General features: G+C 68.5%; 26 protein-coding genes, 1 tRNA gene and 1 pseudogene. 23 read left to right on the forward strand and 5 right to left on the reverse strand.

What is annotated here, in order from left to right; translation table 11 throughout:
- Positions 1–21: 21 nt before the first annotated feature.
- Together FHS55_RS17730 and ldtR are read left to right on the forward strand one after the other, a co-directional pair.
- The gene (locus FHS55_RS17730; protein ID WP_183191115.1) at positions 22–453 is read left to right on the forward strand and encodes a DUF6163 family protein; all 432 of its coding nucleotides are present in this window, start codon (positions 22–24) and stop codon (positions 451–453) included.
- A gap of 132 nt (positions 454–585) precedes the next feature.
- On the forward strand, positions 586–1,179 hold the full coding sequence (gene ldtR, locus FHS55_RS17735) for a transcriptional regulator LdtR (protein WP_183191116.1): 594 nt from the start codon (positions 586–588) through the stop codon (positions 1,177–1,179).
- 50 nt (positions 1,180–1,229) lie between these two features.
- Here ldtR and FHS55_RS17740 read toward each other — a convergent pair whose 3' ends face one another.
- The gene (locus FHS55_RS17740; protein ID WP_183191117.1) at positions 1,230–2,258 is read right to left on the reverse strand and encodes a histone deacetylase family protein; all 1,029 of its coding nucleotides are present in this window, start codon (positions 2,256–2,258) and stop codon (positions 1,230–1,232) included.
- Positions 2,259–2,503: 245 nt separating this feature from the next.
- Here FHS55_RS17740 and glyA point away from each other — a divergent pair, with 245 nt between their 5' ends.
- The 9 genes from glyA to FHS55_RS17785 all read left to right on the forward strand — a co-directional run bounded on the left by glyA (position 2,504) and on the right by FHS55_RS17785 (position 10,384).
- Complete coding sequence (glyA, locus tag FHS55_RS17745; RefSeq protein ID WP_183191118.1) at positions 2,504–3,811, forward strand: serine hydroxymethyltransferase; 1,308 nt, start codon at positions 2,504–2,506, stop codon at positions 3,809–3,811.
- Positions 3,812–3,835: 24 nt separating this feature from the next.
- Positions 3,836–4,357: a transcriptional regulator NrdR gene (gene nrdR / locus FHS55_RS17750; RefSeq protein ID WP_183191119.1), complete on the forward strand. Its 522-nt coding sequence runs from the start codon at positions 3,836–3,838 to the stop codon at positions 4,355–4,357.
- A 50-nt stretch (positions 4,358–4,407) separates the two neighbouring features.
- The gene (gene ribD / locus FHS55_RS17755) at positions 4,408–5,508 is read left to right on the forward strand and encodes a bifunctional diaminohydroxyphosphoribosylaminopyrimidine deaminase/5-amino-6-(5-phosphoribosylamino)uracil reductase RibD (protein ID WP_246340238.1); all 1,101 of its coding nucleotides are present in this window, start codon (positions 4,408–4,410) and stop codon (positions 5,506–5,508) included.
- On the forward strand, positions 5,509–6,099 hold the full coding sequence (locus FHS55_RS17760) for a riboflavin synthase (protein WP_183191120.1): 591 nt from the start codon (positions 5,509–5,511) through the stop codon (positions 6,097–6,099). It abuts the gene before it with no gap.
- 44 nt (positions 6,100–6,143) lie between these two features.
- Entirely contained in the window at positions 6,144–6,641 is a 498-nt protein-coding gene (gene ribH, locus FHS55_RS17765; RefSeq protein ID WP_183191121.1) for a 6,7-dimethyl-8-ribityllumazine synthase, read from the forward strand.
- Between the two features lie 7 nt (positions 6,642–6,648).
- Positions 6,649–7,161, forward strand: a complete 513-nt coding sequence (nusB, locus tag FHS55_RS17770) for a transcription antitermination factor NusB (protein ID WP_183191122.1) — start codon at positions 6,649–6,651, stop codon at positions 7,159–7,161.
- A gap of 10 nt (positions 7,162–7,171) precedes the next feature.
- On the forward strand, positions 7,172–8,203 hold the full coding sequence (gene thiL, locus FHS55_RS17775) for a thiamine-phosphate kinase (protein ID WP_246340240.1): 1,032 nt from the start codon (positions 7,172–7,174) through the stop codon (positions 8,201–8,203).
- A 109-nt stretch (positions 8,204–8,312) separates the two neighbouring features.
- The gene (locus FHS55_RS17780; RefSeq protein WP_183191123.1) at positions 8,313–9,077 is read left to right on the forward strand and encodes an ABC transporter substrate-binding protein; all 765 of its coding nucleotides are present in this window, start codon (positions 8,313–8,315) and stop codon (positions 9,075–9,077) included.
- A 68-nt stretch (positions 9,078–9,145) separates the two neighbouring features.
- Complete coding sequence (locus FHS55_RS17785) at positions 9,146–10,384, forward strand: NAD(P)/FAD-dependent oxidoreductase (RefSeq protein WP_183191124.1); 1,239 nt, start codon at positions 9,146–9,148, stop codon at positions 10,382–10,384.
- Between the two features lie 162 nt (positions 10,385–10,546).
- Here the strand turns inward: FHS55_RS17785 and FHS55_RS17790 are convergent, their stop codons facing one another.
- Complete coding sequence (locus tag FHS55_RS17790) at positions 10,547–11,044, reverse strand: outer membrane protein assembly factor BamE (RefSeq protein ID WP_425485831.1); 498 nt, start codon at positions 11,042–11,044, stop codon at positions 10,547–10,549.
- A gap of 228 nt (positions 11,045–11,272) precedes the next feature.
- On the opposite strand from FHS55_RS17790, the gene FHS55_RS17795 reads away from it, so the two are divergent.
- From FHS55_RS17795 to FHS55_RS23555, 6 genes and pseudogenes are all read left to right on the forward strand, one after another.
- Entirely contained in the window at positions 11,273–11,836 is a 564-nt protein-coding gene (locus FHS55_RS17795) for a ubiquinol-cytochrome C chaperone family protein (RefSeq protein ID WP_183191125.1), read from the forward strand.
- Positions 11,833–12,360, forward strand: a complete 528-nt coding sequence (locus tag FHS55_RS17800; protein ID WP_183191126.1) for a YceD family protein — start codon at positions 11,833–11,835, stop codon at positions 12,358–12,360. The genes FHS55_RS17795 and FHS55_RS17800 overlap by 4 nt, the downstream gene beginning before the upstream one ends.
- A gap of 132 nt (positions 12,361–12,492) precedes the next feature.
- The gene (plsX, locus tag FHS55_RS17805; protein WP_183191127.1) at positions 12,493–13,572 is read left to right on the forward strand and encodes a phosphate acyltransferase PlsX; all 1,080 of its coding nucleotides are present in this window, start codon (positions 12,493–12,495) and stop codon (positions 13,570–13,572) included.
- Positions 13,569–14,543 (forward strand): beta-ketoacyl-ACP synthase 3, encoded by a 975-nt coding sequence (locus FHS55_RS17810; RefSeq protein WP_183191128.1) that lies wholly within the window; start codon positions 13,569–13,571, stop codon positions 14,541–14,543. The genes plsX and FHS55_RS17810 overlap by 4 nt, the downstream gene beginning before the upstream one ends.
- Positions 14,544–14,640: 97 nt before the next feature.
- Positions 14,641–14,952 carry an integration host factor subunit alpha gene (locus tag FHS55_RS17815; RefSeq protein WP_183191129.1) on the forward strand — a complete coding sequence of 104 codons (312 nt, stop codon included), beginning with the start codon at positions 14,641–14,643 and terminating at the stop codon, positions 14,950–14,952.
- 23 nt (positions 14,953–14,975) lie between these two features.
- Positions 14,976–15,216 (forward strand): annotated as a pseudogene (locus FHS55_RS23555) (MerR family transcriptional regulator); the annotation flags it as partial.
- Between the two features lie 988 nt (positions 15,217–16,204).
- Here the strand turns inward: FHS55_RS23555 and FHS55_RS17825 are convergent.
- Positions 16,205–16,543, reverse strand: a complete 339-nt coding sequence (locus tag FHS55_RS17825) for a septal ring lytic transglycosylase RlpA family protein (RefSeq protein WP_183191131.1) — start codon at positions 16,541–16,543, stop codon at positions 16,205–16,207.
- Positions 16,544–16,976: 433 nt separating this feature from the next.
- Here FHS55_RS17825 and amaB point away from each other — a divergent pair, with 433 nt between their 5' ends.
- Entirely contained in the window at positions 16,977–18,527 is a 1,551-nt protein-coding gene (amaB, locus tag FHS55_RS17830; protein ID WP_183191132.1) for an L-piperidine-6-carboxylate dehydrogenase, read from the forward strand.
- Here the strand turns inward: amaB and FHS55_RS17835 are convergent.
- Positions 18,497–19,213 carry a nitroreductase family protein gene (locus tag FHS55_RS17835; RefSeq protein ID WP_246340242.1) on the reverse strand — a complete coding sequence of 239 codons (717 nt, stop codon included), beginning with the start codon at positions 19,211–19,213 and terminating at the stop codon, positions 18,497–18,499. The two genes, amaB and FHS55_RS17835, sit on opposite strands and share 31 nt — an antisense overlap.
- Positions 19,214–19,324: 111 nt before the next feature.
- Here FHS55_RS17835 and FHS55_RS17840 point away from each other — a divergent pair, with 111 nt between their 5' ends.
- From FHS55_RS17840 to FHS55_RS17855, 4 genes are all read left to right on the forward strand, one after another.
- Complete coding sequence (locus FHS55_RS17840) at positions 19,325–19,855, forward strand: GNAT family acetyltransferase (RefSeq protein WP_183191133.1); 531 nt, start codon at positions 19,325–19,327, stop codon at positions 19,853–19,855.
- A 21-nt stretch (positions 19,856–19,876) separates the two neighbouring features.
- Positions 19,877–19,954: transfer RNA gene (locus FHS55_RS17845), tRNA-Pro, on the forward strand.
- A gap of 131 nt (positions 19,955–20,085) precedes the next feature.
- Entirely contained in the window at positions 20,086–20,337 is a 252-nt protein-coding gene (locus FHS55_RS17850) for a GlsB/YeaQ/YmgE family stress response membrane protein (protein WP_183191134.1), read from the forward strand.
- Positions 20,338–20,647: 310 nt separating this feature from the next.
- A complete protein-coding gene (locus tag FHS55_RS17855) occupies positions 20,648–22,117 on the forward strand; it encodes a tyrosine-protein kinase family protein (RefSeq protein ID WP_183191135.1) in 1,470 nt (489 codons plus the stop codon).
- A 5-nt stretch (positions 22,118–22,122) separates the two neighbouring features.
- On the opposite strand, the gene FHS55_RS17860 is transcribed toward FHS55_RS17855, so the two are convergent.
- Positions 22,123–22,365: a DUF2842 domain-containing protein gene (locus FHS55_RS17860; RefSeq protein WP_183191136.1), complete on the reverse strand. Its 243-nt coding sequence runs from the start codon at positions 22,363–22,365 to the stop codon at positions 22,123–22,125.
- Between the two features lie 227 nt (positions 22,366–22,592).
- Here FHS55_RS17860 and FHS55_RS17865 point away from each other — a divergent pair, with 227 nt between their 5' ends.
- Complete coding sequence (locus FHS55_RS17865) at positions 22,593–23,681, forward strand: COX15/CtaA family protein (protein ID WP_183191137.1); 1,089 nt, start codon at positions 22,593–22,595, stop codon at positions 23,679–23,681.
- Positions 23,682–24,142 lie beyond the last annotated feature (461 nt).

Genomic DNA, 24,142 nt, shown 5'->3' on the forward strand with positions numbered 1-24,142 from the left:
GAATTCGGGTATTCAGGCGGGATGAGTTCGCCCTATGACCCCATCGATACCACCATAGGCCTGGCTGGCGCCGAACTGCCGCCCTGGCAGCGGCGCGTGGTGCTGTATCTGCGTGTGCTGGCCGGCTTCCTGCTGCTGAAGACGATCTACAGCTGGACCCTGATCTGCGGCGTGTGGGACGGCACGACCAGCCGGTTCGAGATGCTCTCGCTGGCCGCGCAGGCGGCGGTGATCTGGGCGGCCATCATGAACCCGGTGGCGGCGGTCGGGCTGTGGCTCGGCGCCTCCTGGGGCGTCGTGCTGTGGCTGGTGACGGCGATGGTGCAGATCCTCATCAACGCCTCTGCGCCCGAGGGCGTAGGGCGGCTGTTCATCGTCGCGGCGGTGGAGACGGTGCTGGTCGCGATCTATGCATTCCTCACCTACAAGGCGGCCCGCGAAAGCGAGGACTGATCCGCTAACGCCCCGTAAAGGATAAGTTTTCACCAACGATTCAGGCTTTCGCTTAAGCCGTCCTTAGAGCGCGCGCCCCACACTCCGGCGGATGAGAGGGAGATAATCCCCAGGTCGGATCGGGGTGTGCAGATGAAGGCGACAGCTCAGGCAACGAGCGTGGTGGCATTCGGCAAGCGGGGCGAGGCGCGGGGCGAGGCGCGGGACAAGCCCGGGCGGCAGGATGCCGCGCCGGCGGCGCAGACCCGGCGCGAGCCGGCGGCGGACGAGATCGCCCCCCTCTATCAGGAGGCGCTGTCGCTGCTCGAGCGCCTGCACCGCCGGCTGATCGACGTGGTCAATGACGAATTCGCCCGCCGCGATCGCGAGGACGTGAACGCCATCCAGGCGCTGCTGCTGTTCAATATCGGCGATGCCGAACTCACCGCGGCCGAGCTGCGCACGCGCGGCTATTATCTCGGCGCCAATGTTTCCTACAATCTGAAGAAGCTGGTCGAGGCCGGCTATCTCGACCACCAGCGCTCGCGCATCGACCGCCGCGCCGTGCGCATCAAGCTGACGCCGAAAGGCGAGGAAGTGCGCGCCATCGTCGAGGGGCTGTACGGCAAGCACATCACCACGATCGAGCAGATCGGCGGCATCGGGCGCGAGGACTTCCAGGTGATCAACAAGGCGCTGCAGCGGCTGGAGCGCTTCTGGACCGACCAGATTCTCTACCGGCTGTGAAGCGGGCGAGGGCGCTCCACGCCCTCGCCCGCCCATTCGTCACGTCGGTCTCACGCAGTCTCAAAGCCTTCCAGCGTGTTGGCGACGTTGACGCCGATCGCCTCCACCGCATAGCCGCCCTCCATGACGAACAGCGTCGGCAGGCCGAGCGCGGCGATGCGCCGGCCGATCCTCAGATAATCCGGGCTGTCGAGCCGGAACTGCGAGATCGGGTCGTGCTTGTAGGTGTCGACGCCGAGCGACACGATGAGCGCGTCCGGCGCGAAGGCGTTCACGCGCCCACAGGCCGCCTCCAGCGCCGCGCTCCAACCCTCGTAATCCGTGCCCCAGGGCAGCGGGAAATTGGCGTTGAAGCCTTCACCCGCGCCTGCGCCCGTCTCGTCGGCATAGCCCAGGAAATAGGGGAATTCCTGCCTCGGGTCGGCGTGGATGTTGCACACCAGAACGTCGCCACGCTCGTAGAAAATGGCCTGCGTGCCGTTGCCGTGGTGATAGTCGACATCGAGAATTGCCACGCGCGCCGCGCCCCGGTCGCGCAGGCTCTGCGCCGCCACCGCCGCGTTGTTGATGAAACAGTAGCCGCCCATGGTTCCGGCATGGGCGTGGTGGCCGGGCGGGCGGCACAGCGCGAAGGCCGCCCGCTCGCCGCCGGACAGGAGATCGACCCCGGTCAGCGCGGCATCGGCGCCGGCCTGCACGGCATCCCAGGTACCCGCGACGATGCAGCAGCCGGCATCGAACGAGAAATGCCCGAGCTTGCCGTCAATGGCGTCCGGCTCGATGAAGCGCATGCCCGGCGCGCGCCAGAAGCTCGGCAGCGCCGGCGTTTCGCGTCCCTCCGCGGTCCACAATTCCCAGGCCTGCGCGAGGAAGCGGACATAGGCGGGATCGTGCACCGCAAGCAGCGGGTCGAGCCCGTGCACGGTGGGCTCGATGAGCGGACCGAGGCCGCGCGCGCCGATGGCGTCGAGAATCATCGCCACCCGTTCGGGCTTCTCGAAGGCGGGCACGATCTGCCCGTTATTGAGCTCGACATGGCCGGAATGGCCGAGATGGCGCGGCGTGTGGATGATCTTCATCGCGGGTCCCGGATTCGCGGGGGGAAGGGGCGCCGACGATAGGCGAGCGGCACTTCTCCTGTCATCCGCGCCGGCGGTGTCGCGCCGCTCGGCACCTGCCGCCGCGTCGATGCAAGGCCTGCTGCCGGGAGCGTGCTTTGAAACGCCGCAGGGGCTGTGCTAAGCGACCCGCCTTGATTTCCGAAGGGTCGACGCGAGGTCGGCCCGAAGGCGTCGCCACCGCCCCGTGCCAGGGAGGCCGGAATATGTCGTCCGAAGCCCACGCTTCATCCACCAGCTCCATCAGCCGCTTCTTTGAAGCGCCGCTCGCCGAGACCGATCCCGAGCTCGCCGGCGCCATCACCGCCGAGCTCGGTCGCCAGCGCGACGAGATCGAGCTGATCGCGTCCGAGAACATCGTCTCGCGCGCCGTGCTGGAAGCCCAGGGTTCGGTGCTGACCAACAAATACGCGGAAGGCTATCCCGGCCGGCGCTATTATGGCGGCTGCCAGTTCGTCGACGTGGCGGAGCAGCTTGCCATCGACCGTGCCAAGCAGCTGTTCGGCGCCGGCTTCGCCAACGTGCAGCCCCATTCGGGCGCGCAGGCCAACACCGCCGTGTTCTTCGCGCTCATGCAGCCGGGCGATGCCTTCCTCGGCCTCAACCTCGCCGCCGGTGGCCACCTCACGCATGGCGCGCCGGTGAGCCTGTCGGGCAAGTGGTTCAAGCCGGTGCCGTATAATGTGCGCCGCGACGACCAGCGCATCGATTACGAGGAAGTCGCCAAGCTCGCCGACGAGCACAAGCCGAAGGTGATCATCGCCGGCGGCTCGGCCTATCCGCGCCATATCGACTTCGCGAAGATGCGCGCCATCGCCGATTCGGTGGGCGCCTATCTCATGGTCGACATGGCCCATTTCGCCGGCCTGGTGGCGGGCGGCGTGCACCCCAATCCGGTGCCCCATGCCCATGTCGTCACCACCACGACGCACAAGACCCTGCGCGGCCCGCGCGGCGGCATGATCCTGACCAATGACGAGGACCTCGCCAAGAAGTTCAACTCGGCGATCTTCCCCGGCATCCAGGGTGGCCCGCTGATGCACGTCATTGCCGCCAAGGCGGTGGCGTTCGGCGAGGCGCTGCAGCCGGAGTTCAAGATCTACGCGAAGAACGTGGTCGAGAACGCGCAGGCGCTGGCGGAAAACCTCAAGGGCCACGGCTTCGAGATCGTCTCCGGCGGCACCGACACGCATCTGATGCTGGTCGACCTGCGGCCGAAGAAACTCACCGGCAAGGTGTCGGAGATCGCGCTCGGGCGTGCCCACATCACCACCAACAAGAACGGCATCCCGTTCGATCCCGAGAAGCCCTTCGTCACATCCGGCGTGCGCCTCGGCACTCCGGCGGGCACGACGCGCGGCTTCGGTGTCGGCGAGTTCCAGCAGATCGGCGACATGATCGCCGAGGTGCTGGACGTGCTGTCGCAGAAGGGAACCGACGAGGACAGCCTGGTCGAGGCGGCGGTTCGCGGCAAGGTGGCTGAACTGCTCGCGCGTTTCCCGATCTACGGCTGAGGCCCCCGGAACCCAGGTGAACCGATGCGCTGTCCTTATTGCGGAAGTCTCGAAACGCAGGTGAAGGACTCCCGTCCCACCGAGGACAGCGCCGCCATCCGCCGCCGCCGCATCTGCCCCGATTGCGGCGGCCGCTTCACCACGTTCGAGCGCGTGCAGCTGCGCGAGCTTACCGTGCTCAAGCGCTCGGGACGGCGCGTGCCGTTCGACCGCGACAAGCTGGCGCGCTCGGTCGAGGTGGCGCTGCGCAAGCGCCCCGTCGATCCCGAGCGGATCGAGCGGCTGGTATCCGGTTTGGTGCGCCGGCTGGAGAGCATGGGCGAGAGCGAAATCACCTCCGAGACCATTGGCGAGCTGGTGATGGAGAGCCTGAAACAGCTCGACGACGTCGCCTATGTCCGCTTCGCCTCGGTCTATCGCAATTTCCGCGAGGCCAAGGATTTCGAGGCCGTGCTCGGCGAGCTCGAGCCGCGCCCGGGCGAGGGCGGCGATAGCGACGACCTCGCCGCGCCGGCCCGCCGCCGCCCCACCCTTGCCGACGACTGATGCGGCCGGAAATCGCCGTTTGCCGCCGCCCCCTTATGATGAAGCCTGACATGCAAGACGAAGCCCTCATGGCCGCCGCGCTCAGCGTTGGCCGGCGCGAACTCGGCCAGACCTGGCCCAATCCCGCCGTCGGAGCGGTGGTGGTGCGCGAGACGCCCGCCGGCCCGGTCGTGCTCGGGCGCGGCTGGACGTCCAAGGGCGGCCGCCCTCATGCCGAGCCGCAGGCCATCGCGCAGGCGGGCAAGGCGGCGCACGGGGCGACGCTCTACGTGACGCTGGAGCCCTGCTCCCACCACGGCCAGACACCGCCCTGCGTGGATGCCATCCGCGCCGCCGGGCTCAAGCGCGTGGTGGCGGCGGTGGAGGATCCGGATTTTCGCGTCGCCGGACGTGGCTTCTCCATCCTGCGCGAGGCGGGCATCGAGGTTGTGGTCGGCCCCGGCGCGGCGGAGGCGCGCATCGCCCATGCCGGCCATATCCGCCGCGTCACGGAAGGCCGCCCGCATGTCATGCTCAAGCTGGCCATTTCGGCCGATGGCAAGGTCGGTCTCGCCGGGCGCCGCCCCGCCGCCATCACCGGCGAGGCGACCCGCGGGCGGGTGCACATGCTGCGTGCCACGTTCGACGCGGTGCTCACCGGCATCGGCACCGTGCTGGCGGACGACCCGCGGCTGACCTGCCGCCTGCCGGGCATGCTCCACCGCTCGCCGGTGCGTATCGTGCTCGACAGCGAGCTGCGGCTGCCGGCCACCAGCGCGCTCGCCCGCAGCATCGCGACCGCGCCTCTGTGGATTCTCGCGGCCGAGGATGCGCCGGCGGAGCGCGAGGGGCCGATCGTCGGCCTCGGGGCGGAGGTGATGCGCGTGCGCCGCCGCGCGGGTGGCGGGCTCGATCTCGACGAGGCGGTGAAGCTGCTGGCGCTGCGCGGTATCACCCGGCTGATGGTCGAGGCGGGCCCGCGCGTCGCCGGCGCCTTTGTGCAGAGCCGGCTGGTCGACGAGGCGGATATCTTCCAGGCGCCGCGCGAACTGGGTCCCGAGGCGCTCGATGCGCTGGAGGGACTGCCGCTTTCGCAACTGGATACCTATCTGTCGGTGACAGAGACCGAACGGCACGGCGCGGATCGGCTCACCATCATGAGGCGTCGCTAGATGTTCACGGGAATCGTCACCGATATCGGCACTGTTCGCACGATCGAGCCGCGCAACGATGTGCGCCGGCTGACCATCGGCACCGTCTACGACACCTCCACCATCGCGCTCGGCGCCTCCATCGCCTGCTCGGGCGTGTGCCTCACCGTGGTGGCGGTGCAGCCCGACGCCTTCGAGGTCGAGGCCGCGCCGGAGACGCTGTCGGTGACGACCGCGCGGGACTGGCAGGTGGGCGGGCGGCTCAATCTTGAACGCGCGCTGAAGATCGGCGACGAGCTTGGCGGCCATATCGTGCAGGGCCATGTCGATGGCGTCGCCACCGTGGTGGAGCGCGAGGATCTGGGTGAGACGACGCGCTTCGTGTTCGAGGTGCCGGCCGCGCTCGGCCCGTTCATCGCGGCGAAAGGCTCGGTCACGCTCGACGGCACCTCGCTCACGGTGAACGAGGTAGACGGTCTGCGCTTTTCCTGCCTGCTCATACCGCATACGCTGGCGCATACGACGTGGGGCGATGTCCAGCCGGGCGGCGCTGTCAATATCGAAGTCGACATGATGGCCCGCTACGCGGCGCGGCTTGCGGAGTTCCGCTGACGGGTCTACCTCGTCGGCCCATTCAGTTTCATGAGGTTCCAATCATGGCGAGCCCACGCCCGCCGCGTGCTTCCGATGCCGATGTCACGCCGCTCCACGGCGCGCGCGTGCTCATCGTCGAGGCCCGGTTCTATGACGACATCGCCGACGAGTTGCTCGCCGGTGCGCTGGGAGCCGTCACTGCCGCCGGCGCCAGCGCGGAGGTCCTCTCGATGCCCGGCGCGCTGGAGATCCCCACCGCCATCGCCATCGCACTCGATGCCGCCGCCGCTGCCGGCACGCCCTATGACGCGGCCGTCGCGCTCGGCTGCGTGGTGCGCGGGGAGACCTATCATTTCGAGATCGTCGCCGGGGAATCCTCCCGCGCGCTGATGGACCTCGCCGTTTCGCGCCAGCTGCCGCTCGGCAACGGCATTCTCACGGTCGAGAATGACGCGCAGGCGTGGGTCCGTGCGCGCGTGAGCGAGGGCAACAAGGGTGCCGGCGCGGTCGAGGCGGCGCTCGCCCTGCTGCGCCTCAAGCGCCGCGTAGGGCAGGCGTGAGGCGATCATGACCGCGACTCCCAAACCCGTAACCGCCAAGCCTGCGACCTCCAAGCCGGTCAACCACAAGCCGCTGCGCAAGAGCGCCGCCCGGCTCAATGCGGTGCAGGCGCTCTACCAGATGGATGTGGCGGCGACGCCGCTGCCCGAGATCCTCGCCCAGTTCGAAAGCCACTGGATCGGCCAGGAGATCGAGGGCGACGAGATCGCCAGCGCCGACCTCAACCTGTTCCGCGACATTGTCGGCGGCGTGGTGCGCGAGCAGCGGGTGGTCGATCCCGTGCTCGATGCCGCGCTGGTCAATGGCTGGCCGCTCAAGCGCATCGAGGTGGTGCTGCGCGCCGTGCTGCGCGCCGGCGCCTATGAGCTGGCCGCCCGGCCGGACATTCCCGCCCGTGTCGTGATTGCCGAATATGTGAACGTCGCCGCCGCCTTCCTCGACCGCGACGAGACCGGCATGGTCAATGCCGTTCTGGACGGCATTGCCCGCGAGCGGCGGCCCGCCGAGTTCACGGGCTGAGGGCGCGGCCATGAGCGCGGCGAGCGCGGGCGAGGCCGGCAATTCCGGCAAGGATCCGGGCTCCGGCGAGGATCGCATGATCGCCCGGCTGTTCGAGCCGCTTGCCCGGCACCCCGGCGCGCTCGGGCTGAAGGACGACGCCGCTTTCCTCGACCTGCCTCCCGGCCACCAGCTGGTGCTGACCAAGGACGCGCTGGTTGCCGGCGTCCACTTCTTTTCCGATGACCCGCCAGCCTCCATCGCCCGCAAGGCGATGCGGGTGAACCTCTCCGACCTCGCGGCCAAGGGGGCCGCGCCGCTCGGCGTGCTGCTCGCCATCGCCATCCCGCCCGACATGTCGGCCACCGCGCTGGAAGATTTCGCGCGCGGCCTCGGCGAGGATGCGGAACGCTACGGGGCGCCGCTGCTGGGCGGCGACACGGTGCGCACGCCGGGGCCCTTCACCGTCTCCATCACCGCGCTCGGCTCGGTGCCGACCGGCGAGATGGTCCGGCGCACCAGCGCCCCGCCGGGCGCGGCGATCGTGGTGACCGGCACGATCGGCGACGCGGCGCTCGGCCTGCAATTGCGCCTCGATCCCGGCCGCCCCGGCTTCGCGGCGCTGGATGGCGCGCAGCGCGCCTTTCTCACGGAGCGCTATCTGCATCCGCGCCCGCGCCTCGTGCTCGCTGCCAGCCTTCGGGCGCATGCCCTTGCCGCAATGGATGTTTCCGACGGGCTGATCGGCGATCTCGCCAAGCTGCTCGCGGCCTCTCATATTGCCGGCGAACTCGACGCCGCGCGGGTGCCGCTGAGCGATGCCGCCCGCGCCGCCATCGCCGCCGAGCCGGCGCTGCTGGAGACGGCGCTCACAGGCGGCGACGACTACGAGCTTCTCGCCGTGATGGCGGAGGCCCATCTCGACGCCTTCCATGCGCGCGCCACCGCGGCGGGCATCGGCGCGACGGTGATCGGCCGCACCTCGGCCGGCGAGGGGCTGGTGGTGCGGGATGAGCGGGGCGCGCCGTTGGCCTTCGCGCGGAGCAGCTTCAGCCATTTCTGAGGGCGGGATGGCCTAAAGGTTAGGCGAACCGCGCATTGCCTCGCGGTGGGGCAGGGCCTAGCCTTCGGGCAAGCTGCCCGTGTACGGCAGCGAGATCGGGAACCACGATATGAAATTCGTCAGGATACTGGCCGCGGCTGCGGCCATGTCGCTCGCCGCCGGGGCCGCGCATGCGGAGATCAAGAAGGTGCGCATCGGCACGGAAGGTGCCTATCCTCCCTTCAACTCGGTGGATTCGGCCGGCAAGCTGGTTGGCTTCGACATCGATATCGCCAATGCGCTCTGCGAGAAGATGAAGGTTGAATGCACCTTCGTGGCGCAGGATTGGGATGGCATCATCCCCGCGCTGCTCGCCAAGAAGTACGACGCCATCGTCGCCTCGATGTCGATCACCGACGAGCGCAAGGAGAAGGTGGCCTTTACGGTTCCCTACTACCTGACGCCGGGCAATTTCATCGCCCCCAAGGATACGAAGCTCACCGCGATCACCCCCGAGGCGCTGAAGGGCAAGGTGCTCGGCGCGCAGTCCTCCACGACCGGGGCGACCTATCTCGAGGACAAGTACAAGGGTTCGGAGGTCAAGCTCTACCCGACACAGGACGAGGCCAATGCCGACCTCGCCGCCGGCCGCCTCGATGCGGTCGCTGCGGACAAGTTCGTACTCTACGAATGGCTGGAGAAGACCGATTCCGGCAAGTGCTGCAAGTTCATCGGCCCGGACCTCGCCGACATGAACCCCGATGGCACCGGCATCGCGGTGCGCAAGGAAGACAACGAACTGCGCGAGATGCTGAACAAGGCCATCAAGGACATCCAGGCCGACGGCACCTACCAGAAGATCAACGCAAAGTACTTCCCCTTCCCGATCAACTGACCCGGGCCGGTGCGGCGGGGCGTGCCTTTCGGGCCCGCTCCGCCGTCTCCGCCGCAGGACGACCTCCCATGAAAACCGATACGATCGTGCTCGGCGCCGGCATTGTCGGCACCTCGATTGCGCTCAATCTCGCCGAGCGCGGCCGCTCTGTCGTCCTCGTCGACCGACGTGGCCCGGGCGAGGAAACCTCCTATGGCAATGCCGGCCTGGTGGAGCGCGCCTCCATCTACCCGACCGCGTTTCCGCGCAGCGTGAAGGCGCTGCTGGACGTGGCGCTGCGCCGCAATCCCGGCGCGAACTATCACTGGAACGCGCTTCCCGGCCTCATTCCCTGGATGTTCGCCTATTGGCGCGCCTCCGCGCCGGCCCGCATCCTCGACTATGCCCGCGTCATGGATTCGCTGCTGGTGCACACCGTCACCGAGCACCAGCGCCTCAGCGCGGCCAGCGGCGCCGGGCATTTCTTCCGCGAGGGCGGCTGGCTCAAGCTCTACCGCACCGAGGGCGGGCTCGCGAGCGAGCGCGCCGAGTTCCCCCTCGCGCGCCATTACGGGCTGACCGCCCGCGAGGTGTCGATCCACGAGGCGCTGGAACTGGAGCCCTCGCTGCGTCCGGTCTTCACCGGCGCCGTGCTGTGGTCGGACCCGCACTCCGTCTCCAGCCCCGGCGGCGTGACGCAGACCTATGCCGCCCACCTGCCGCAGCTAGGTGGCCAGGTGCTGCGCGGAGACGCGCGCACGCTGGCGAGGTTCGGCGAGGGCTGGTCGGTCAAGACCGAGGAGGGTGCCGTCGAGGCGCCGAACGTGGTGGTGGCATTGGGGCCATGGGCGATGGATGTGCTGCGGCCGTTCGGCGTCAACCTGCCGCTGCAGGTTAAGCGCGGCTATCACATGCACTATCGGCCCGAGGGCAATGCCAGCCTCGCGCGGCCGATTCTGGACGAGGAGGGCGGCTATGTCATCACGCCCATGCAGGGTGGCATCCGCCTGACCACGGGTGTGGAATTCGCCGGCCGCGATGCGCCCCGCAGTCCTGTCCAGCTCGACCAGACGGAAATTCTGGCGCGCGGCCTGTTTCCGCTCGGCCCGCGGGCGGAAGCGGAGCCATGGATGGGCTCGCGCCCCGCATTCCCTGACATGTTGCCGGTGATCGGTGCCGCACCGGGACAGAAGGGAATGTGGCTGGCGATCGGCCACCAGCATCTGGGCTTCACGCTCGGCCCGATAACCGGGCGCCTGCTCGCCGACATGATGGACGGGGTGACGCCGGTGGTCGATCCCGCCCCCTTCGCCGCGACGCGGTTCTAGAGCGTTTTCGAGCGAAATGGATACCGGCTTGCGTGAGGAAAACGCCTCGAGCCTCTTCGGCGAACCGGGGTTCCCTCGAAGAGGCTCCAGGCGAATCGATCAGACGAAGTCGCGAAAGCGCAGTTGACGACAGCCGGCGCCCCGCGTCGGCCGTCGGCGGCCTCAGAGCGTCGGGTTGAACTGGGTCGCGTTGAGGAACTGGCCGAGAATTGACAGTTCCTGTCCGCCGGTCGGCGTGGTCCGCGACACGAAGTCGAACACCTTGCCGTCCTTCAGGCCATAGTCGGCGATGCGGGTCACGCGCTTGTCCTTGGGGTCGAAATAGACCGCCAGAACGCGCTGGTCGATGATTTCGGGCCGCAGGAACATCACTTTCTTGGCCTTCTGCGAGATGTAGTAGAACACCTCGCCATCCACGGTGGCGACAGTGGAGGGCGTGCCCAGCACGAGCAGCACCTGCTCCTGGCTCGATCCCACCGGAATCTGCTCCAGCGCGCCGGGCGTCGCCACATAGCCGCGCTGCTGCTCGGAGACGAAGCCCGTCGGCGTGCGCGGCAAGCCCATGCTCGAGGCCGGCATGCTGAGATCGCCGGGGGCGCATCCGGCCATCCCGAGAGCCGCCATCGCGGTCGCAAGGAGCGTTACGCGCGTCACTGCCATCACCACATCTCCATCCGCCGCCACATCGCGCCGTCGCAAAGCGCGCAGCCGCCGATCACGGCACGCGCGCTGCGCAGAAAGCACAGGCGGCGCCATCGACGCAACCTTGCCCCGCGCCGGCCGGCCTAGTCGAACCCGTCCGGGGTTGCCACTGGCACCGACCCGCGCTACCCCCCACATCGAACGTCCGCCTGCCAGAGGCGGGCGGCGCGAGGCAGGGAGCCGGTCATGATTCTGCGCTTCTTCCGCCGGAACGACGGACGTGAGACCATTCAGCGGCTCTATGGCGCGATCGTGGCACACTCGCGCGATCCGGCATTCTATACCGCTTATGGTGTGCCCGACACGATCGAAGGCCGGTTCGAGATGATCCTCGTGCACGCCTTCCTGCTGTTTCACCGGCTGAAGGACGAAAGCACGGAGCGTCGTGAATTCGCCCAGAGAGTGTTCGACGCTTTCTGTGTCGACATGGATGCCAATCTGCGGGAAATGGGCGTGGGCGATCTCACCGTGCCGAAGAAGATGAAGCGCGTCGCCGAGGCCTTCTACGGCCGCGTGAGCGTCTATGACGCGGCGCTGGCCGAGCCGGACGACGCATCCCTCGCGCACGCCGTCCACCGCAATGTTTATGCGGACGATGGCGCCCGCATCGCCGAGGCCCAAGCCCTGGCGCTGTATATGCGCCGCGCCGTCACCGCGCTCGCGGCGGTACCCTTCGAAACCTTCGCGGCGGGCGAACTGCCCCTGCCGCCCGCCACCGATATCAACTTCAAGGAGGTCACGCCGTCATGACCGATGCGTTGCCGATGAGCCATCCGGTAGTGGTGGCAAGCCTTCCCGACACGGGCACCACCGTCAAGCTCGCGCCGGATGCCGCCACGCGCGCGGCGCTTGCCGCCGATTTCGGCATTCCGGGCATTTCCGCCCTGACCGCCACCGTAACCCTCGTTCCCGGAAGCGGAGGCAGCGTGCGGGTCACGGGGCACCTCGACGCCGTGGTGACGCAGACCTGCGTCGTCACGCTGGAGAATTTCGAGGGGCCGGTGTCGGAAGACATCGACATGCATTTCGCGCCGGCCGAGAAGCTGCCGGAGGTGAAGCCGGGGGCGGAAATCGACGTCACCGAACTGAATCTGCCCGATCCACTGGTCAACGGCACGGTGGATGTCGGCGGCGTGGTCGCGGAATTTCTCGCCCTCGGGCTCGATCCCTATCCGCGCAAGCCGGGTGTGGCGTTCTCCGGCGTGGAGGAACTGAGCGATGCGGAAGCCTCCCCCTTCGCCGCGCTGGCGCGCCTGCGCGACGAGGACAAGTAGGGCCAAGGCGCGGCATTTTGGGTCTAAATGGCCTGACGCTATTGTCATGTCGGCCCAACTGAGGCATGCCCTCATCGCCTCCGCGGTTCCCTCCGGGCCGCGTGTACCCGATCTGAGAGACCTCACCGCTAGATGTCTTCGACCGTCCGCATAGCGCTCGACGTGATGGGCGGCGACCATGGTCCGGACGTCGTGCTGCCGGGTGCGGAGATCGCGCTCGTCCGCCACCCGGACATTCGCTACCTCCTGTTCGGAGACGAGGCGCGTATCCGCCCCTTGCTCGCCGCGCATCCGCGCCTCGCGCAGGCGAGCCAGATCATCCACACCGATGTCGTGGTCCGCATGGACGACAAGCCGAGCCAGGCCCTGCGCCACGGCCGGCGCGTCTCTTCCATGTGGAAGGCGATCGACGCCGTGCGCCTGCATGAGGCCGATTGTGCCGTCTCCGCCGGCAATACCGGCGCGCTGATGGCGATGGCGAAGGTCAACCTGAAGACGATGGCCGGGATCGATCGCCCCGCCATCGCCTGCCTGTGGCCGACCATGTGCGGCGAGAGCGTCGTGCTGGATGTCGGCGCCTCGATCGGCGCCAGCGGGCAGCATCTGGTCGACATGGCGGTGATGGGCGCGGCCATGGCGCGCATCGTGTTCGACATCGAGCGCCCGACCGTGGGGCTGCTCAATGTCGGCGTCGAGGAGATCAAGGGCGTCGAGGAAGTGAAGGAAGCCGGCACGGCGCTGCGCGAGAGCGGCCATCCCGGCCTTGCCTATCACGGCTTCGTCGAGGGCGACGATATCGGGCGCGGCACGGTGGACGTGGTCGTCACCGAGGGCTTCTCGGGCAATATCGCGCTCAAGACCGCCGAGGGAACCGCCAAGCAGGTGGCCGACTATCTGCGCGCCGCCATCAATCGCAGCCTGCTGGCGAAGATCGGCTATCTCCTCGCCCGCGGCGCCTTCAACGCGCTGCGCGAGAAGCTCGACCCGCGCAAGTCCAATGGCGGCGTGTTCCTCGGGCTCAACGGCGTGGTGATCAAGAGCCATGGCGGCACCGATGCGGAAGGCTTCGCCTCGGCGGTCGACATCGGCTACGACATGGTGCGCTACCAGCTGCTTTCCCGTATTGCCGCGGGAATGAACGATCGTCCCCGGGTTGGAGCGCGCGCCGGTGCGGCGGCTTCCGCTTCGGCCGAATTACAGGTTTCATCGTGACTGACATTCGTTCCGTCGTGCGCGGCGTTGGCGCGTATCTGCCCGCCCGCACGCTCACCAATGCCGATCTCGCCCAGATCGTGGATACGTCGGACGAATGGATCGTCCAGCGCACCGGTATACGCGAGCGCCACATCGCCGCCGACCATGAGCTGACTTCCGATCTCGCGCTGCATGCCGCCCGCGCGGCGCTGGCCGATGCGGGGATGGAGCCGGGCGACATCGACCTCATCGTGCTCGCCACCTCCACGCCCGACAACACGTTCCCGGCGACGGCGGTGAGCGTGCAGGCCGGACTCGGCGTCACCCAGGGCGCCGCCTTCGACCTGCAGGCGGTGTGCTCGGGCTTCGTCTTCGCGGTGGCGACCGCCGACAGCTTCCTGAGGTCTGGCGCCTTCAAGCGCGCGCTGGTGATCGGCGCGGAAACCTTCTCGCGCATCCTCGACTGGTCGGACCGTACCACCTGCGTGCTGTTCGGCGATGGCGCCGGTGCGCTGGTGCTGGAAGGCGTCGCTACCCAGGACGCCGGCGGGCGAGGCGTGCTCACCACGCATCTGCGCTCGGACGGGCGGCACAAGAACAAGCTCTATGTCGATGGCGGCGTCTCCTCGACAAAGACCGTCGGCTTCCTGCGCATGGAAGGGCGGGAAGTGTTCCGCCATGCCGTGGGCATGATCACCGATGTGATCGTCGATGCCTTCGAGGCGACCGGCGAGAGCGCGCAGACGATCGACTGGTTCGTGCCGCACCAGGCCAACCGCCGCATCATCGACGCGAGCGCCGTCAAGCTCGGCATCGCGCCGGAGAAAGTGGTCGTCACGGTCGACAGGCACGGCAACACTTCCGCCGCCTCTATCCCGCTGGCGCTGGCCGCGGCCCACGCGGATGGGCGGATCAAGACCGGCGACCTCGTGCTGCTGGAAGCGATGGGCGGGGGCTTTACCTGGGGATCGGCGCTAATCCGCTGGTAGGGCTACCCTTACCGCATCTCGCCGTTGACCGCGCACCTGTCCGGCGCCTAAGCTGCGGCCTCCGTTTAGAAAAGTCTAACAATAAAGGAGGCGTAGCATGGCCGGTCGAACCATCACGCGTGCAGATCTGGGCGAAGCCGTCTACCAGCGCGTGGGCCTGTCGCGGACCGAATCGGCCGCGCTCGTGGAGACCGTGCTGTCGGAGATTGCCGACTGCGTGGCGCGCGGCGAGACGGTGAAACTCTCGTCCTTCGGCTCCTTCGTGGTGCGCCAGAAGGGCGAGCGCGTGGGGCGCAATCCCAAGACCGGCGAGGAAGTGCCGATCGCCCCGCGCCGGGTCATGGTGTTCAAGCCGTCCAACATCCTCAAGCAGCAGATCAACGGCAACGACGCCGAGACCGGCTCGTGAGCCACCGCGAGGAGTAGCCGAGCGTGGAGAAGGGCCCCGACGCCTTCCGCACGATCAGCGAAGTGGCCGAGGATCTCGACCTGCCGCAGCATGTACTGCGGTTCTGGGAGACACGCTTCCCGCAGATTCGCCCGCTGAAGCGGGGAGGGGGGCGGCGCTATTACCGCCCGGACGACGTGGAACTGCTGCGCGGCATCCGACACCTGCTCTATGCCGAGGGCTACACCATTCGTGGTGTCCAACGCATCCTCAAGGAAGATGGGCCACGCCACGTGCAGGCCATCTGGCAGGCCATTGAGGGGGGCGACGCGGCGGGTGGAGGCACGGCGGGCGGTCGCGCGGCGCGGACCGATGACGACGACAGCACCGACGACATCGCCGATGACGACAGCACCGGTGACGACATGGCCGGTGACGACCTCGGCGAGGCGGGAGGGCGCGCGCGTGGACGCGAGGGGGCGGCCCCCGCGCGGGGCGGTGCGCTGAGCGGGCTGCTGAACCTTCTGCCCTCGCGCCAGCACGGCGGCGCGGCTGAGGAGGGCGTCACCGTGAGACGGGTCGGCCGTCACCCGCTGGATGACGAACCGGAATTCCCCGAACTGCCGCTGCTGCCGGAGATCGCGCCGCGCGAGGAACGGCATCTGCGCGAGCCCGGCCGGCGCGAGCCAAGCCTGTATGAGCCGCATCTGCAAGAACCGCATCTGCATCCGCCTGGCCTGCCCGAGGGGCGGCGTGCGGAGCCGCAGGTCGGCCCCCCGCCGTTCGGTGAGGCCCGGCCGAGCTTCGCGTTTCGGCCGCTGGCACCCGAGCGCGAGCCCGGGGTGGACGATGAGAGCGACGACGATCGGCCCGCGCGTCCCGGAATCGACCAACAGGCCGACGAGGATGACGGCTATGGGCGCCCTCCGGCGCGGGGCGAGCGGCCGCCATCGCGGGACGAACCGGCGCTGCACGCGGCGGAGCCACTTCTGGCGGTGTCGCGCACGCAGCTGACGGCGGATGATATCCGGCGCCTGCTCCTGACCTTCCAGGAGTTGCGGGAATGCCGCCGCATCCTGGAGGCTGCGCGCGACGAGGGCGGCTTTCCCATGGACGAGGGCAACTGACCCTCAGCGGAGACTCCTTGCCGTCTGGTGGGCTCCGAGGGGCGCTGTAGGCGCCAGCGGGGAGGCGCGGGCCCTCTCGACCCGCGCGCTCGTTTTCCCGATCTCCGGTTTTCCCGTCTCCGGTCTTGCAGAGTCCGGACGCGGCGTCACTCCACCACGGCGATCTGCACCTTGGCGACGCCCCGCGAGCGGAAGCCGAGGCTTTCCGCCGCGGCGGTCGAGACATCGACGATACGACCGCGCACGAAGGGGCCGCGGTCATTGATGCGCACCACCACCGAGCGGCCATTGGCCTGATTGGTGACGCGCAGTTTGGTGCCGAAGGGCAATGAGCGATGCGCGGCCGTCAGGCCCCGCGCATTGTGCTGCTCGCCGTTGGCGGTGCGGCCGCCATAACCGTAGTACGACGCCATTCCGGACGTCGCAAAAGTCTTCTTCTGATCAGCGTGCGCAGGTTTGCCGCCGGCGGCGAAGATGATCCCCATCGCGAAAGCCGCGGTGGCAATCCGTCCCGATCCCCAAGCCGTCAATACCTCGTTCCTTCTCCAGTTTCACAATGCGAATCTGGATGGAAAGGAAATGTGGCAAGGTCATCACGATGAAGTGGCGGGATCTGGGCAATATCGATGGATAGCTGGCATAATTCATAAGCAACACGTGATGCACAGAGTGCCCGATGCCAGCCTTATCTGCAAGCATTGGCGATAGATATTCACACCCGCAAGTTACTTATACGTGATCGAATCAATACTGTACGAAGCGCGCCTTCACTTTCGTTCGCAAATGATGCCGCCGTCTCCGCGAGAGGAAGCGCGCGCGCCGATCGGACGAAAGCCCCGATGGATTTTCGCCGCCGCGCGGTGCTATGGAGCCGCGCTGGAAGATCTGCCGACGAGGTCGGCCAAGGAGTGAAGTTCGATGGCGACGAAGAGCGAAGCGGGGATTGTCCACAAGCCGGTCGCGCAGGAGGTGGCCGACCTCCTGCAGTCCCTCGGCGTTCCCGAGGCGTCCTGGCACGGCGGCACGCGCGCGGCGCGCTCGCCCATCACCGGCGAGATCACGGCGCATGTCGTGGAAGCCGAAGCGAGCGCCGTGTCCGGCGCGGTGGCCCGATCGGTGGCTGCCTTCGAGGCCTGGCGGACCGTGCCCGCGCCGCGCCGCGGCGAGTTGGTGCGCCTTCTCGGCGAGGAACTGCGCGCCCACAAGACCGCGCTCGGCCGGCTGGTGACGCTGGAAGCGGGCAAGATCGTCTCGGAGGGCCTCGGCGAGGTTCAGGAGATGATCGACATCTGCGATTTCGCCGTCGGCCTGTCGCGCCAGCTCTACGGCCTCACCATCGCCTCCGAGCGACCGGGCCATCGCATGATGGAAACCTGGCACCCGGTCGGGCCGGTCGGCATCATCACCGCGTTCAACTTCCCCGTGGCCGTGTGGTCTTGGAATGCCGCGCTCGCGCTGGTGTGCGGCAACAGCGTGCTGTGGAAGCCCTCCGAGAAGACCCCGCTTACCGCGCTCGCCGTGCAGGCGCTGTTCGAGCGCGCCGTGACCGCGTTCGGCGGGGCGCCCGAAGGGCTCTCCCAGCTGCTGATCGGCGGCGCTGAAGTGGGCGCCGCGCTCACCGACGATGTCCGCGTGCCGGTCATCTCCGCCACCGGCTCCACCCGCATGGGCCGCATCGTCGGCGAGCGCGTGGCGCGTCGCTTCGGCCGCTCGATTCTCGAGCTCGGCGGCAACAACGCCGCCATCGTCTGCCCCTCGGCCGATCTCGACCTCACGCTGCGCGGCATCGCCTTCGCGGCGATGGGCACCGCCGGCCAGCGCTGCACCAGCCTGCGCCGCCTCATCGTGAACGAGAGCGTCTACGACACGCTGGTGCCGCGCCTCGCCAAGGCCTACGCCTCGGTCAGCATCGGCGACCCGCGCGAGGCCGGCACGCTGATCGGCCCGCTGATCGACGCCGAGGCCTATGAGGGCATGCAGAAGGCGCTGGAGACCGCCCGCGCGGCCGGCGGCCGTATCCATGGCGGCGAGCGGGTGAGGGCGGACGCGGCTGCGGACGCCTATTACGTGCGCCCGGCCATCGTGGAACTCGACGAGCAGATCGACGTGGTCAAGCACGAGACCTTCGCGCCGATTCTCTACGTGCTGCGGGTCGGCGGCCTGCCGGAAGCGATCAAGCTGCACAATGACGTGCCGCAGGGCCTGTCCTCGTCGATCTTCACCAGCGACCTGCGCGAGGCCGAGACCTTCGTCTCCGCGGAAGGATCGGATTGCGGCATCGCCAATGTGAATATCGGCCCGTCCGGCGCCGAGATCGGCGGGGCGTTCGGCGGCGAGAAGGAAACCGGCGGCGGGCGCGAGTCCGGCTCGGATGCGTGGAAGGCCTATATGCGGCGCGCCACCAACACCATCAACTACTCGCGCCAGCTGCCGCTGGCTCAGGGCGTGTCGTTCGACGTCGAAGGCTGATCGTTCACGCCCGACGCGGGGGCGAAGGTGGCGGGCGTCCAGAAGCTCGCCACCGCGTCCGGCGCCGGGCGCGGCCGGTCCTCGGTGAGGCGGACCGGCCGGCCGACATGGATGAAGCCGGCGATTCGCTCGCCCGGCCGGATACCGACCAGCGCCGCGGCCTCCGGGTCGCGGCCCGGCCATTTCAGCAGCCATTGCGTGGCGAAGCCCAGCGCGGTCGCCGCCACGGTGAGCGCCATGCCGGCCGCGCCGGCGGACAGGACCTGATTCCATTCCGGCACCCTGGCGCCGGGGTCCGGGCGGCTCACCAGCACCACGGTCAGCGGCGCACGCGACAGATACAGCGTCCACATATCGGCCTTGGCGGGCGGCAGCTCCGGGTTCTGCCGGGCATAGAGCGCGTCCAGCTGTGCACCCAGCGCCTGCCGCGCGTCCCCCTCGATGAGGATGAAGCGCCACGGCACCAGCCTGCCATGATCGGGCACTCGGGCGGCGAGAGCGATGAGCTGCGCCAGTTCTTCGCGCGTCGGCCCCGGCTCGGCGAGCCCGCGCAGCGGCGCCGAGCGGCGCTGCTCCAGCCGCGCGAGCATCTCCTGTGCCGGGGGCAGCATCCGCGGTGTAGCGCCCGATTCCGCGTCGACCTCCGGGCCTTGTGCCGCGTGGTGGGTGTGAGCAGGCGAGGGCATCCGGCGTCTCCTTGGCGTGCCGCCATTATATCGGCATGCGCCAGAGGTGCGCACCCTTGCCGGCGGCGCGGCGGGGCCTAGTTACCGGCGCACCGCCACAGAGTACCCGCCATGAGCCTTTTCATCCGCGCCGTCTTCGCCATAGCCGCCTGCGCCCTCATGGCGGTCGCGGCGGTGCTCATGACCTATGCGCCCTATAGCGTCATCACCCATGCCCTGGCCGAGGGCACGCCGCTGCACACTCCGCTGCTGGAGGTGGTGGGCTATCTCATCGTCGCCATCGCGCTGTTCGATGTCGCCAAATATTTCTTCGAGGAGGAGGTGCCTGCCGGGCGCGAGAAGCGCACTCCCTCCGACACCCGGCGCGGCCTGACCAAGTTCCTCTCCACCATCGTCATCGCCCTGTTCCTCGAGGCGCTGGTTCTGGTGTTCGAGACGGCGCGCGAGGATCCCGCGCATATCGTCTATCCCGCCCTGCTGGTCGCTGCCGCCTGCGCCACACTGCTGGCGCTCGGCCTGTTCCAGCGCCTGAGCGCCGCGACCGAGAAAGAGGTCGGTCCCGAGCCGGAAGACGAGGTCGCGGAGGGTTCCCCACAGGCTTCCACCAAGCGCCCGCTTGCGTCGCGCGACACAAATGGCTAGACAGGCGACGCCTTCGGGCATCGGAGCGTAGCGCAGTCCGGTTAGCGCACTAGTCTGGGGGACTAGGGGTCGGAGGTTCAAATCCTCTCGCTCCGACCATTTTTTCCAAACCGAGCATGGCCTTGGCGGAAAGCGGCAAAGAGCGCCGCCCGCCCTGGCCCGGTGGTATCGGCAGGAACCAAATCCCGGCAATCTCGTTAAGATGGCGGCTCGATAGCTGGGAGTTAGCCATGGAAGACGCACAGATTGGTTGGATCGCCGCCATCATCATCGGTGGCTTGGCGGGGTGGATCGCCTCCTCGATCATGAAGACCGGTACCGGCATTTTACTCAACATCGTTCTCGGCATCATCGGTGCTTCCGTCGCAAGCTTTCTGTTCGGCTTTCTCGGCGTGGGATTTGGCGGCTGGGTCGGGTATCTCATCGCCGGCGTGATTGGCGCCTGCATCCTCATCTGGCTGGTGCGGGCCATACGCGGCTAGACGTGCGCCGATCTGGCCGTCGTGCAATCAGGTCCGCCACGCGTTTTCGATCAATAATTTAGAGCCGGATCCGATCCGTTTGGTTCAGCCGGATCGGATCCGGCTTTATGCGTGTGCGATGAACCGCCGCTTGGAACCGCCATTTGGAAGCGCCGCTTGCCGCAAAGGCGGGAGGCGCTTTCTCGCTCGTTCGTATTGCCACGACCGAGGCGGCTTCCCGCAAGGCGTTCCGGCGGGCGTGCCTGTCGGGATGGGGATGCGGAGGCGTCTCTTAACACGGTGGAAACCACAATGACCGCCTAATGCCCCCATGATGCATGAGGGCAACAAGGCGGACGAGGCGGCGGCCGAGGGGGCGCCGGAGCAGGCGCTCGCCGCCGCGCCGGCGGCTGTCCGCGACCCTCTCCCGTCCGGGAGCGGCGATGGGGCGGCGCTCGCAAGCCCGCGCCCCGGACTCGCCGGCTGGCGCCGCCATCTCGCGCTGCCGGCGCTCATTGGTCTGCTGGCCGGCGGCGCCTGCCTCGTCATGGTGACGCCGCGCTATCTCGCGCAGACCCTGCTCTCGGCGGATATCCGCCCGGCCGATGGTCTCGGCAGCCGCGCACAGATCATTTCCTCGCGTGAATTCGCCCGGCAGATCCTGATCGACAACGCGCTGACCGTGCGCCTCGCCAATATGGGCGGCATGGCGGATGGTGCGACGGGCTCCTCCGATGCCGCGGCCCTGCGAGCTGTGGAGCAGGGCCTCACCGTCACCGATCGCCGTGATGGGACGACAGCGGTGTCCTTCGTGGCCAGCGATGCCGCGCTCGCCACCGATGTGGCCAATGCGTTCGCGGAAGGCTATGTGCGGCTGCGTCAGGCCAAGGCCGCCTTCAACATGGAGCCGGGGGGGCCGATATCGACCGGTCCCCGGCTGGCGGCGCGGGCCGAACTCGCCTCGGCCCTGCCGCCCACGCGCGGCGCGGCCACGCTTCTCGCGGCCCTCGCGGGGTTCGGCATGACGCTGGCCGGCCAGACACTGCTACGCCGCCGCCGCGCGGTCATTGCCCGGCCCACCCCGCAGGTAAGCGCACCCGAGCTTCCCGCGTCGGGCCTCGTGCAGCACCTGCCGTGGATCGGTGGCGAAACGCTCGATTTCGATGATGGCGAGGAGCCGGTGCCGCGTCGTCGCCTTTCGCGCGATGGCGAACTGGCGGATCTCGCCCGCCTGGTCGAACTGCGCGGGGAAGCCGCGCGCCTCGTGGTGGTGACGGGCGCCGCGCCCGATGACGGAATCGCCCGCTGCGCGCTGGCGCTCGGCCGCGCCCTCGCCTCGACCGAGCGGCGGGTGGTGATCGTGTGCCTGGATGTCGCCGCGTCGCCGCTCGACGAACTGACCGACGATCCGCGCGCGCCGGGGCTCACCGATCTGCTATTCGGCGTCGCCAGCTTCTCGGACGCCATCCATCGCGAACCGACCTCGCGCTGTCATGTGATTCCGCCCGGCCGTGGCGCCCGCGAGGCCGATGGCCTGGTGGCCGCCGACCGGCTGGTGCTCATCCTGCGCGCGCTGGAACAGACCTATGACCATGTGGTGGTCGCCGCACCACCGCTGGGTCCGTGCGAGGGCGCGCAGCGCATCGCCGCGCTGAAGCCGACCGTCATCCTCGTGACCCGGCCGGGCGGGGCCGCCACCGACGCGGTACAGGCCTTCGATGAACTTGCCGAGCAGGGTTTCGGCGAGATCGCCATGGTGACGTTCGCCGTGCCCGCGCCGCACCTGCAGCGGGCGGCGTGAGCCGTCTACAGGCTCTCCGGCCGCCGGTCATATTTCAGCATCCAGCCGATCAGCCATCCGGCCGGCAGCACCCATCCGGTCCCGAGAAGGACATAGGCGACGAACTGCCAGAAGCCGGGCAGTGTGGTGACGCGTCCCTGGGCCAGCGCCATGGCGCCCAGTGCCCATGTCACAACGAGAACCACCAACGCCACCGTGCCGATGAACTTGCGCAGGCGGGGCGGCAGGCGGGAACCGTGATCGGCCATGGGCGGGTCTCCGGCGGACGGATGGGCTCGAACGGGACGCGGCGGGACGGGACGGGACAAAGAGTCCCGTTGCGCGCGCGATGCGGCCTCTATATCGCTGGCCGCGCCGGGGGGGAAGCGGCCCGGCGGATAACGCGTCAGCGCGGCGCGCGGGAAGCGAAGGACCGGCGCGAACGCGGCAGGCGATTGCCGCCGCACCGGTGTGCGCCGTCGCAAGGAGTGCAGGCATGGCCTCGGATCCCACCACACTCGATCAACGCTCCACACAGCCGATCGCCTCGGCCGGTGCCGGCACGCGGGCGGACAGGCTGCGACCGGTGCGGGGCTGGCTCTACCTCGTGGCGGCGATGATCGTGCTCATGGTCGTGGTCGGCGGTGCGACGCGGCTGACCGAATCGGGCCTCTCCATCACCGAGTGGAAGCCGGTGACAGGCATCTTGCCGCCGCTCGGCACGGCTGCCTGGCAGGCCGAGTTCGAGAAATACCAGCAGATTCCGCAATATCGCGAACTCAACCAGGGGATGAGCCTCGCGGCGTTCCAGTACATTTTCTGGTGGGAATGGGGGCACCGGCTGCTCGGCCGGCTGATCGGCTTCGTCTTCCTGCTGCCGTTCCTCTTCTTCCTGTGGCGCGGGCGGATCGACCGGGCGCTCGGCTGGAAACTGGCCGGGCTGTTCGCGCTTGGCGGGCTGCAGGGCGCGGTCGGCTGGTGGATGGTGGCGTCCGGCCTCGTCAACCGGGTCGATGTCAGCCAGTACCGGCTGGCGACGCATCTTACGCTCGCCTGCATCATCCTGTCCGCCACCGTGGCGGTCGCCATCTCTCTCAAGCCTCCGCGCGACACTCGCGCCGCGCCGGACTGGCTGCGCAGCTATGGGCGGCTGTTCTTCGCGGTGGTGCTGCTGCAGATTTTTCTCGGCGGGCTGGTCGCCGGGCTCGATGCCGGCCTGACCTACACGACCTGGCCGTTGATGGACGGGCATATCGTTCCGCCGATCGGCAATCTGTTCATCCAGCATCCGGCCTGGCGGAATCTGTTCGAGAACGTGCTCACCGTGCAGTTCAACCACCGCATGGTGGCCTACCTCCTGTTCGCGCTGGCCATCGGGCAGTGGCTCAGCGCGCGGCGTGTCGGCGGCGCGGTGGGCCGTCGGGCGCTTCTGCTCCTCGCCCTGGTGGCGGCGCAGGGGTGCCTGGGCATCCTGACGCTGCTCCATCAGGTGCCGCTCGACCTCGCGCTCGCCCACCAGTTCGGCGCGACCCTCGTGCTGATCGTGGCGACGGTGAACATCGTGCGGCTCGGCGAGGCGCGCTGACGGCCTGACCGAAGCGAAGGGGGCGCGACACGTCGAGTTCGATCCAGCGCGACCTAGCGGAAGCGAGACCGTGGGGTTGAACTGGTCCGCTCCCCCGAGCCGGGCGGCGCTTGATCCGGCATTGCGGAATCGGCACTCCGCGAGATCGGCGCTTATTCCAGCTTGGCAAGCTTGGCATCAAGGGTGTCGGCCGTTCCGCGCAGCGGGGCCGCCTCCTGGCGTCTCCTTGGCTATCGCGAGTTCCAAACCTGTCTGAAGAACCTTCAGACAACGTCACCCCGGCCGCAACCGGAGGCGGAGATCCGGGATCCCCGCCCGAATCGCGCATCACGATTCTGGACATGGCTTGGCTGGAGACGGCCTGGCTGGAGACGGTCTGGCTGGAGACGGTCTGGCTGGAGACGGTCTGGCTGGAGACGGTCTGGCTGGAGATGGCCTGCGCTGATTCCGGCATGACGCGA

Origin of the sequence: Ancylobacter tetraedralis (genome assembly GCF_014195655.1) — a bacterium.
Lineage (GTDB): Bacteria > Pseudomonadota > Alphaproteobacteria > Rhizobiales > Xanthobacteraceae > Ancylobacter > Ancylobacter tetraedralis.